Source organism: Micromonospora sp. URMC 106 (assembly GCF_051386395.1).
GTDB lineage: Bacteria > Actinomycetota > Actinomycetes > Mycobacteriales > Micromonosporaceae > Micromonospora.
The window spans coordinates 1-10,068 of sequence record NZ_JBPQTP010000166.1; the positions used below are offsets into that span (position 1 = coordinate 1).

Annotated in this window: 8 protein-coding genes; 2 read left to right on the forward strand and 6 right to left on the reverse strand. The window is 73.3% G+C overall.

Annotated features, from left to right (window positions below; all coding sequences use genetic code 11):
- Both ACSNOB_RS30310 and ACSNOB_RS30315 read right to left on the reverse strand, forming a co-directional pair.
- On the reverse strand, window positions 1–1,117 hold a 1,117-nt coding region (locus tag ACSNOB_RS30310; RefSeq protein WP_436690672.1), incomplete at its 3' end, for a branched-chain amino acid aminotransferase.
- A 208-nt stretch (window positions 1,118–1,325) separates the two neighbouring features.
- Window positions 1,326–2,357: a 3-isopropylmalate dehydrogenase gene (locus ACSNOB_RS30315; RefSeq protein WP_393105120.1), complete on the reverse strand. Its 1,032-nt coding sequence runs from the start codon at window positions 2,355–2,357 to the stop codon at window positions 1,326–1,328.
- 220 nt (window positions 2,358–2,577) lie between these two features.
- Between ACSNOB_RS30315 and ACSNOB_RS30320 the strand changes: the two genes are divergently transcribed.
- Window positions 2,578–3,420: an FAD:protein FMN transferase gene (locus ACSNOB_RS30320; RefSeq protein WP_393105122.1), complete on the forward strand. Its 843-nt coding sequence runs from the start codon at window positions 2,578–2,580 to the stop codon at window positions 3,418–3,420.
- A gap of 354 nt (window positions 3,421–3,774) precedes the next feature.
- Window positions 3,775–4,131 carry a hypothetical protein gene (locus ACSNOB_RS30325; RefSeq protein WP_393105124.1) on the forward strand — a complete coding sequence of 119 codons (357 nt, stop codon included), beginning with the start codon at window positions 3,775–3,777 and terminating at the stop codon, window positions 4,129–4,131.
- 63 nt (window positions 4,132–4,194) lie between these two features.
- On the opposite strand, the gene serA is transcribed toward ACSNOB_RS30325, so the two are convergent.
- The 4 genes from serA to ACSNOB_RS30345 form a co-directional block, all read right to left on the reverse strand.
- On the reverse strand, window positions 4,195–5,793 hold the full coding sequence (serA, locus tag ACSNOB_RS30330; RefSeq protein ID WP_436690675.1) for a phosphoglycerate dehydrogenase: 1,599 nt from the start codon (window positions 5,791–5,793) through the stop codon (window positions 4,195–4,197).
- A gap of 290 nt (window positions 5,794–6,083) precedes the next feature.
- Window positions 6,084–7,097 (reverse strand): ketol-acid reductoisomerase, encoded by a 1,014-nt coding sequence (gene ilvC / locus ACSNOB_RS30335; RefSeq protein ID WP_436690677.1) that lies wholly within the window; start codon window positions 7,095–7,097, stop codon window positions 6,084–6,086.
- 91 nt (window positions 7,098–7,188) lie between these two features.
- Entirely contained in the window at window positions 7,189–7,704 is a 516-nt protein-coding gene (ilvN, locus tag ACSNOB_RS30340) for an acetolactate synthase small subunit (RefSeq protein ID WP_091096900.1), read from the reverse strand.
- Window positions 7,705–7,821: 117 nt separating this feature from the next.
- Window positions 7,822–9,708, reverse strand: coding sequence for an acetolactate synthase large subunit (locus ACSNOB_RS30345; protein ID WP_436690679.1), 1,887 nt, complete (start codon window positions 9,706–9,708; stop codon window positions 7,822–7,824).
- Window positions 9,709–10,068: the final 360 nt, after the last annotated feature.

Below are 10,068 nucleotides of genomic sequence, written 5' to 3' on the forward strand. Positions count from 1 at the left end.
CCAGCGGGGCGAAGCCGACGACCCGCACGGCTGGGTCCAGCGCGTCCTCTGACCCGTAACCGCCCCGCTGGAGGTCGACGAGTTGCTGCCGCAGGGCCATGGTGACCCGCCCGGGCTCGCCGCCGCCGATCAGGAACCCGCCGTCGGGGAAGCGCACCTCCCCGATCGGCGTGATCACCGCGGCGGTGCCGCAGGCGAACACCTCCCGGAGCCGGCCGCTCGCCGCGTCGGCCTGCCAGTCGGCGAAGCTCACCGGCCGCTCCTCGACCCGGTGCCCGGCGCCGGCGGCCAGGGTGAGCACCGACTCCCGGGTGATGCCGGGCAGGATCGTGCCGGTCAGCGGCGGGGTGACCACCGTGCCGTCGTCGTAGACGAAGAACACGTTCATGCCGCCCAGCTCGTCGACGAAGCGCCGCTCCACCGCGTCCAGGAAGACCACCTGGTCGCAGCCGTGCTCGATCGCCTCCGCCTGGGCCACCAGCGAGCTGGCGTAGTTGCCGCCGCACTTCGCCGCGCCGGTGCCGCCCGGGGCGGCCCGGGTGTAGTCCGGGGTGACCCAGACCGTCACCGGCTTGACCCCGCCCGAGAAGTACGCGCCGACCGGCGAGGCGATCACCACGTAGAGGTATTCGTTGGCGGGCCGGACGCCGAGGAACACCTCGCTGGCGAACATGAACGGACGCAGGTAGAGGCTGCCGTCCGCGCCCTCGGGGATCCAGTCCCGGTCGATCTCGACCAGCCGGCGCAGCGAGTCGACGAACGCCTCCTCGGGCAGCGGCGGCATCGCCATCCGCCGGGCGGAGGCGGCGAACCGGGCGGCGTTGGCCTCGGGGCGGAACATGGTGACCCCGCCGTCGGCCGTCCGGTACGCCTTCAGGCCCTCGAAGATCTCCTGCGCGTAGTGCAGCACGGCGGCGGCCGGGTCCATCGGGATCGGCGCGCGGGCCTCGATCCGGGCGTCGTACCAGCCCTTGCCGTCGGCGTAGCGGATGGTGACCATGTGGTCGGTGAAGACCCGGCCGAATCCCGGGTTGGCCAGCAGGGCGGCCCGGTCGGCGACGGATACCGGCGCGGGATTCGGACGGATCTCGAAGTCGAGCTTGTCACCACCGCTCATCGCGCTGACCTCCCTGCGGAACGGACGGCACACGGGTCCGCATGCCGAGAAATGTGGTGCGAGAAACTTACCCCGAACGGTCGTTCAGGGGGTAGCGCCGCCCGGGCGTAGCGACGCCGCCGGACGGGTGGACGCCGCCGCGCCCGTGGGTGCGGGCGGGGCGGCTGACGGGGACCGGGCGCCCGGGTGGGGCGGGCGGCCCGAGGGCTCAGGAGGCGGCGTGCCCGGCCAGCCGGTCGCCGACCTCCTCGGTGCGCAGCGGTACGCCCGCGGTCCGGCCCGCCAGCTCCGCGCCGACGGCGGCGGTGACCCGGGCCGCGGCGTCGGCGTGCCCGAGCTGGTCGAGCAGCAGCGCGGCGGAGAGCACGGCCGCCACCGGGTCGGCCACGCCGCGCCCGGCGATGTCCGGCGCGGAGCCGTGCACCGGCTCGAACATCGAGGGGTACGCCCCCTCGGGGTTGATGCTGCCGCTGGCGGCCAGCCCGATCCCCCCGGTGACCGCGGCGGCGATGTCGGTGAGGATGTCGCCGAACAGGTTGTCGGTGACGACCACGTCGTAGCGCTGGGGCTGGGTCACGAGGAACATCGCGGCGGCGTCGACGTGCTGGTATTCCGTGGTCACGTCGGGGTGCTCGGCGGCGACGGCCTCGAAGGCGCGCGCCCACAGCGAGCCGGCGTGGGTGAGCACGTTGGTCTTGTGCACGAGCGTGACCTTGCGCCGCTCCCGGCGCGCGGCGCGGGCGAAGGCGTCGCGGATGACCCGCTCCACGCCGTGCCGCGTGTTCAGGCTCTCCTCGGTGGCGACCTCGGCGGGGGTGCCGCGGTGCAGCGCGCCACCGGCGCCGGCGTAGAGGCCCTCGGTGCCCTCGCGGACCACCACCAGGTCGACCTCGCCCGGCTTGACGCTGGCCAGCGGCCCGGCCACGCCGGGCCAGAGCCGCGACGGGCGCAGGTTGACGTACTGGTCGAAGGCGAAGCGCAGCTTGAGCAGCAGGCCCCGCTCCAGCACGCCCGGCGGCACGCTCGGGTCGCCGACCGCGCCCAGCAGGATCGCGTCGTGCCCGGCCAGCTCGGTCAGCACCGAGTCGGGGAGCACTTCGCCGGTGCGGTGGTAGCGGGCGGCGCCGAGGTCGTACTCGGTGGCCTCCACCCCCGGGAGCACGGCGTCGATGACCTTGCGGGCCTGCGCGACCACCTCGGGTCCGATCCCGTCCCCGGCCACCACCGCGATCCGTGCCACGTCCTGCGCTCCTTCGCCTCGCCGTTTCGTCCGACCGTACGCCGCCGTCCCGCGTCCCGGTACGAAGCTTCCAGCATCCGGGAAATCGGGATGCACAGGAGGCTCTCAGGTGACATTCATGGTCAGGTCATCTCCGCTGCCTAGCGTGGTGACGAGCGGGTCACGGGGGCCCGCGACGGCACCGCGACGACGCGGGCGCCGGCAGCGAGGGAGCACTGTCATGCGGATCGACCAGCAGCCACGAACCCGCTGGGTGGACCAGTCGGCCTTCCAGCCCCGCCGGCCGGACCTGCGCCTCGGCTCCCGCAGCCACCGCCTCGACCGGCCCGCCGCCGCCGGCGACCGGATCGCCGTCCAGCACACCGTGCGGACCTCGACGGCGGAATACTCGCTGCTGCTCAACGCCCCCGAGTGGCTGGGCCGTCGCGGCGTCGGGGAGGCGCTGCGGGACGCGGTGGCGGAGCTGCGGGCCATCGACCTCACCTACGGCCCGACCCGGCCGGAGAGCCTCGTCTCCCGGCTGCGCCGGGGCGAGATCAGCCCCGAGTCGTACCCGCCGCTGGCCGACCTGGTCGACCGCTGCGCGGCGATGCGGGCGGCCACCGACGGCTGGTTCGACGCCTGGGCGGTGCCCGGCGGCTTCGACCCGGGCGGCCTGCTCGGCGGGTGGGCGGTGGAGCGGGCCGCCGCCCGGCTGCGTGCCGCCGGCATCCACGACTACGCCGTGCTCACCGGCGCCGACCTGGTCGTACGCGGGCACGCGGCGCACGGCGGCCCCTGGCGGGTCGCGGTGCACCACCCGACGGACCGGCAGCGCGCGCCGCTGGTGCTGGAGATGACGGCGGGCGCGATCGGCACGTCCGGGGTCAGCGGCCGGCAGGGACACGTGGTGGACCCGCACACCGGGGAGCCGGCCGACCAGCTGGTCGCCGCGACGGTCGTCGGCCCCGACCTCGCCGTCGCCGACGCCTACGCCACCGCGCTCTACGCCGCCGGGCCGGTCGGGCTGGCCTGGTTCCGCAACGGGTCGGACTACCGCGCCCTCTTCGCCCACCGCCGCTGAGCCGCGCCCCAGCACCGTCGGGCGCCGGGCCGTCCGGTGACGCGCCCGTGGCTGGCCATTGCGGAGCGGTGACGCGCGATCGGCCCCCACGGTTGCGGCAACCACCGTGAGGGCCGGTCAGCGACGAGTGCGCGTGGCTCGCGCATTCGAGGGGTGCGGACCGGTCGGCCGGACGTCGACCTCGCCACCCGAAGACGGGCCCACGCCGCGAGCTCGGCCAGTGACCGCACGGGTACGCTAGCGAATCGACGCAACTCGACGCAAGGGTCTCCACACCGGACTCTCACGACACCGACGGCGCCTGTCGGCGGGGCGATTTCGACACGGTGAACGACGGATGGCACGCTGTCCGCCGTGAGTTTCGATCTGAGCGTGTGGGCCCTGGCGGACGGGGCGACACCCGAGGACGTGCGGGCGGCCGTGCGCCGCTGCCGGCAGGGGCAGCACGTCGAGCGGCACCCGGACCCGCGGGTCGTGGCGTTCTACCGGGCGATCACCACCAGCTACCCGGACCGGCCGGCCGGGCCGGACACCCCGTGGGCGGTGGCGCCGCTGCACGCGGCGAACGACCACGTCGAGCTGAACCTGCACCCGACCTGCGCGGACGAGGTGCTGCTCGACATCGAGCGGCTGGCCGGCGAGCACGACCTCATGCTCTTCGACGCCCAGGACGGCTCGGTCTACCCGCCGCCGGCCCGGCTGCCCGGCTGACCCTCCGCCCGTACGACGAAGGGGCCCGGCGGATCGCCGGGCCCCCGCTGTCGTGCGCTCAGGTCACTCGTCGCGCAGGTCGGCGGCGCTGGCGGCGACCGCGCCGATCGAGTCCGCCGCCGAGGTGAGCAGGTCCGCGCCGAGCGCCTGGTCCACCGTCAGGGTCATCAGCGTCTCGCCGCCGGCCTCCCGGCGGGCCACCTGCATCGCCGCGATGTTGATGCCGGCCTCGCCGAGCAGCGTGCCGACGGTGCCCACGACGCCCGGGCGGTCGACGTAACGGAGGAAGACGAGGATGCCCTCCGCGCCGATCTCCACGTCGAAGCCGTCGACCTCGGTCAGCTTGATGACGTCCCGCGTGCCGGCCTGGGTCACGGTGCCGGAGACGCTGACCGTACGGCCGTCGGGCAGCGCGCCGCGGACGGTGACCAGGTTGGGGTGGTCGGCCGTCTCGGCCTGGGCGGCCAGCGTGACCTCGACGCCGCGCTCGGCCGCCAGGTGCGGGGCGTTGACGTAGGTGACCTGCTCCTCGACCACCGAGCTGAACAGCCCCTTGGTGGCGGCGAGCTTGAGCACCGACACGTCGTGGTTGACGATCTCGCCGCGTACCTCGACGGTGACGCTGGCGGCGACCCCGCCCGCGACGGCGGTGAAGGCCCGGCCGAGCTTCTCGGCCAGCGGCAGCAGCGGCCGGACGTCCTCGGCGACGACGCCGCCGGCCTGCACGTTGACGGCGTCCGGCACGAACTCGCCCTGGAGCGCCAGCTTGACGCTCTTGGCGACGGCCAGACCGGCCTTGTCCTGCGCCTCGGCGGTGGAGGCGCCCAGGTGCGGGGTGGCCACCACGTTGTCGAAGGCGAACAGCGGCGAGGAGGTGCACGGCTCCTTGGCGTAGACGTCCACGCCCGCGCCGGCGACCCGACCCTCGGCGATCGCGTCGGCCAGGGCCTGCTCGTCGACCAGCCCGCCCCGGGCGGCGTTGATGATCCGGACGCCCGGCTTGACGACGGCCAGCTCCTTCTCACCGATCAGGCCGACCGTCTCCGGGGTCTTCGGCAGGTGGATCGAGATGAAGTCGCTCTCCCGCAGCAGCTCCTCCAGGCCGACCAGGCGGACGCCGAGCTGGGCCGCGCGGGCCGGCTGGATGTACGGGTCGTACGCGATCAGCCGGGTGCCGAAGGCGGCGATCCGCTGCGCGAAGAGCACGCCGATGCGGCCGAGCCCGACCACGCCGACGGTCTTGCCCTGGATCTCCACGCCGGTGTACTTCGACCGCTTCCACTCCCCCGCCTTCAGCGCGGCGCTGGCGCTGGCGGTGTTGCGGGCCACGGCGAGCAGCAGCGCGAGGGCCTGCTCGGCGGCCGAGACGATGTTGGAGGTGGGGGCGTTGACGACCATGACGCCCCGCGCGGTGGCGGCCGGCACCTCGACGTTGTCCAGGCCCACGCCCGCCCGGGCGACGACCTTCAGCCGCGGCGCGGCGGCGATCGCCTCGGCGTCGATCTGGGTGGCGCTGCGCACGATCACGGCGTCGGCCTCGGAGAGCGCCGAGAGCAGGGCCGGACGGTCGGTGCCGTCGACGTGGCGCACGTCGAAGTCGTGGGCGAGCACCTCGATGGCGGCGGGTGCGAGTTCTTCGGCGATCAGTACGACAGGAGTCATCGGTCCTCTAGTTGTCGTCAGAGCGGTGGGCCGGGCTGCGGGACGCCGCGCTGCGCCCCGCGCTGATCCGTGCCATGGCCGTCAGGTGCCGGCTACGCACCTACCCGCGATCGTAGGGTGCGGCCCGGCCGGCATGTCCCGGACCGTGGGGTGAGTGCCCTCACAACGCGCGGTGACGAGGCGGTGAACGGCGACGGCGGTCGGTGGTCGGCGGAACGACTGGTGGCGGACAGGGAGCAGCCCGGGCCGGGCGCCGGGGAGAGCGCCGGGCCCGGGCCGCCGGTGTGCGGTCAGGCGGTCTCGGTGATCGGGCGGTCCACCCAGCTCATCATGCCGCGCAGCTTCCGGCCGGTCTCCTCGATCGGGTGCGCCGCGCCCTCGGCCTGCCACTTGCTGAAGTTCGGCCGGCCGGCCTCGTCCTCGGCCACCCACTCCCGGGCGAACTCGCCGGACCGGATCTCGCCGAGGATCTTGCGCATCTCCTCCTTGACCCGCGCGTCGATGACGCGCGGCCCCCGGGAGAGATCGCCGTACTCGGCGGTGTCCGAGATGCTGTAGCGCATCTTGGCGATGCCGCCCTCGTACATGAGGTCGACGATGAGCTTCAGCTCGTGCAGGCACTCGAAGTACGCCACCTCGGGGGCGTAGCCCGCCTCGGTGAGCACCTCGAAGCCGGTCTGCACGAGCGCCGCCGCGCCGCCACAGAGCACCGCCTGCTCGCCGAAGAGGTCGGTCTCGGTCTCCTCGGTGAAGGTGGTGCGGATCGCGCCGGCCCGGGTGCCGCCGATGCCCTTGGCGTACGACAGGGCCAGCGCGAGCGCGGTGCCGCTGGCGTCCTGCTCGACGGCGACCAGGCAGGGCACGCCCTTGCCGTCGGCGTACTGGCGGCGGACCAGGTGACCGGGGCCCTTCGGGGCGACCATCGCCACGTCGACCTCGGCCGGGGGCTTGATCAGGCCGTAGCGGATGTTGAAGCCGTGGCCGAAGAAGAGGGCCTTGCCCGGGGCCAGGTTCGGCGCGATCGACTCGGCGTAGAGGCGGCGCTGGGCGGTGTCCGGCGCGAGGATCATGATGACGTCGGCCTCGGCCGCCGCCTCGGCGGGCGTGACCACCCGCAGGCCCTGCTCCTCGGCCTTGGCCCGGCTCTTGGAGCCCTCCGGCAGACCGATCACCACGTCGACGCCGGAGTCGCGCAGCGACAGCGCGTGAGCGTGGCCCTGGCTGCCGTAGCCGACCACCGCGACCTTGCGGCCCTGGATCAGGCCCAGGTCGGCATCGTCGTCGTAGTACACCTCAACGCTCATGATTTCCCTTTCGTACGGCGGCCCGGGCGGCCCGTCGTGGATCTGTGCGGTGTCGGTTCTCAGGCGGCGCGTGGCGCCGGCGTTGGCGGAGTCAGGCGGCCCGGAGCGCGGGCCCGGCGGTGATGGAGCGCGAGCCGCGCCCGATCGCCACCAGCCCGGACTGGACCATCTCCTTGATCCCGAAGGGTTCGAGGTCGCGCAGCAGCGCGTCCAGCTTGTCCGGGGTGCCGGTGGCCTCGATGGTCAGCGTGTCCGGGGCCACGTCGACCACCCGGGCCCGGAACAGGCCGACCGTCTCCAGGACCTGGGCCCGGGCCGCGCGGTCGGCGCGCACCTTGACCAGGAGCAGTTCCCGGGCGACCGAGACCTGCGGGTCCAGCTCGACGATCTTGAGCACGTTGACCAGCTTGTTGAGCTGCTTCGTCACCTGCTCCAGCGGGGACGACTCGGCGTTGACCACGATGGTGATCCGCGAGACGTCCGGGTTCTCGGTCTCGCCGACGGCGAGGCTGTCGATGTTGAAGCCGCGCCGGGAGAACAACCCGGAGACCCGGGCCAGGACACCCGGCTTGTTCTCCACCAGCACCGACAGGGTGTGCATCGTCATTACAGCGCCTTCCTCGTCATGCCCTCACGGCCCTCGCCGCGCTCGGTGCCGGTCATGGCAGCGCCTTCCTCGTCATGCCCTCACGGCCCTCGCTGCGCTCGGTGCGTTCGGTCATGACTACAGCTCGTCCTCGTCGAAGGCGGGGCGGACACCCCGGGCGAACATGATCTCGTCGTTGCTGGTCCCGGCGGCGACCATCGGCCACACCATCGCGTCCTTGCCGACCACGAAGTCGATGACCACCGGGGCGTCGTTGATCGCCATCGCGGCCGCGATGGTCTTGTCGACGTCCTCGGCGTTCTCGCAGCGCAGGCCGACGCAGCCGAGCGCCTCGGCGAGCTTCACGAAGTCCGGAATGCGGTGCTTGTGGGTGCCGAGGTCGGTGTTGGAGTAGCGCTCCCCGTAGAAGAGGGTCTGCCACTGCCGGACCATGCCGAGGTTGCCGTTGTTGATCACGGCGATCTTGACGGGGATGCCCTCCAGCGCGCAGGTGGCCAACTCCTGGTTGGTCATCTGGAAGCAGCCGTCGCCGTCGACCGCCCAGACCACCGTGTCCGGCTTGCCGACCTTGGCGCCCATCGCCGCCGGCACCGCGTAGCCCATCGTGCCGAGGCCGCCGGAGTTCAGCCAGGTGTACGGCTTCTCGTACGAGATGAACTGGGAGGCCCACATCTGGTGCTGGCCCACCCCGGCGACGTAGATCGCGTCCGGGCCGGCGATCTCGCCGAGCCGCTTGATCACGTACTGCGGGGACAGGGTGCCGTCGGCCGGCGCCTCGTAGCCCAGCGGGTAGCGCTTGCGCAGGTCGTCGAGCTGGGTCCACCAGTCGGCGGTGTCGGCGCGGTGCCCGGCCGACTGCTCGTTCGTCACCGCCGCGAGCAACTCGTCGATGACGTGCCGGGCGTCCCCGACGATCGGGACGTCGGCGTGCCGGTTCTTGCCGATCTCGGCCGGGTCGATGTCGGCGTGCACCACCGTCGCGTCCGGGGCGAAGGAGTCCAGCTTGCCGGTGACCCGGTCGTCGAAGCGCGCGCCAAGGGCCACGATCAGGTCCGCCTTCTGCAGGCCGTAGACCGCGGCGACCGTGCCGTGCATGCCGGGCATGCCCAGGTGCTGCGGGTGCGAGTCGGGGAACGCGCCGAGCGCCATCAGCGTGGTGACCACCGGGATCCCGGTCAGCTCGGCCAGCTTCCGCAGCCCCTCGGTCGCGCCGGCCTTGAGCACGCCGCCGCCGACGTAGAGCACCGGGCGACGGGCGGAGGTCATCAGCCGCGCCGCCTCGCGGATCTGCTTGCCGTGCGGGTGCAGGGTCGGCCGGTAGCCCGGCAGGTCCAGCGTCGGCGGCCAGGAGAAGGTGGTGGGCGCCTGGAGGACGTCCTTGGGGATGTCGACCAGGACCGGCCCGGGCCGACCGGTGGCGGCCAGGTGGAACGCCTCGGCCAGCACCTGCGGGATCTCCTCGGCGTCCTGCACGAGGAAGTTGTGCTTGGTGATCGGCAGGGTGATGCCCTGGATGTCCGCCTCCTGGAAGGCGTCCGTGCCGATCGAGGGCCGCGCGACCTGCCCGGTGATCGCCACGATCGGCACCGAGTCCATGTACGCGTCGGCGATCGGGGTGACCAGGTTCGTCGCGCCGGGGCCGGAGGTGGCCATGCAGACCCCGACCCGGCCGGTCGCCTGGGCGTAGCCGGTGGCGGCGTGCCCGGCGCCCTGCTCGTGGCGGACCAGGATGTGCCGGACGGTCGAGTCGTAGAGCGGGTCGTACGCCGGCAGGATCGCGCCACCCGGGATGCCGAAGACGACGTCGACGCCGAGCGCCTCGAGGGACCGCACGAGCGAGCCGGCACCGGAGACCTGGGCCGGGGCGGGTGCGCGTACTCCCGGGACGGCCGGGGTGGCCGCGGCGCGGGCGGCGCCGGCGTGGTCGGCGTCGCTCGCGGGCTCGGCGCCCGGACGGGTCCGCCGGGCGGAGTGGGCGAGTGTCTCTGGCGTGGGTCTCGTCATGGCGGTTCAGGCCTTCGGCTGGAGTGGGTGCGGCTGTTCGAGCGGTGGGACGCGGGGCGCGGGGCTCCGGGTCGATGGGTCCGACGGCAACAAAAAAGCCCTCGTGCAGGATGCACGGGGCCAGCGCACTCTCGATGGCGAGAGTGCGCTCAGGTAAGTACTCGCAGCGACCGGTACGACGACATGCGGTCAAGCCTGACGCATCTCACGCGATGAGTCAACTGATCCCACATGTTGGTTAACGGAGCGCGGTGATTCACCCGTCCGGGGGGCCTGCGCACCCCGCTCCACCTGCCCGGACTCCGGCTCGGAGGAGCGCGGGGCGGGCACCGTCGGCAGGCGGCGGGGGCGTGGTGTCGC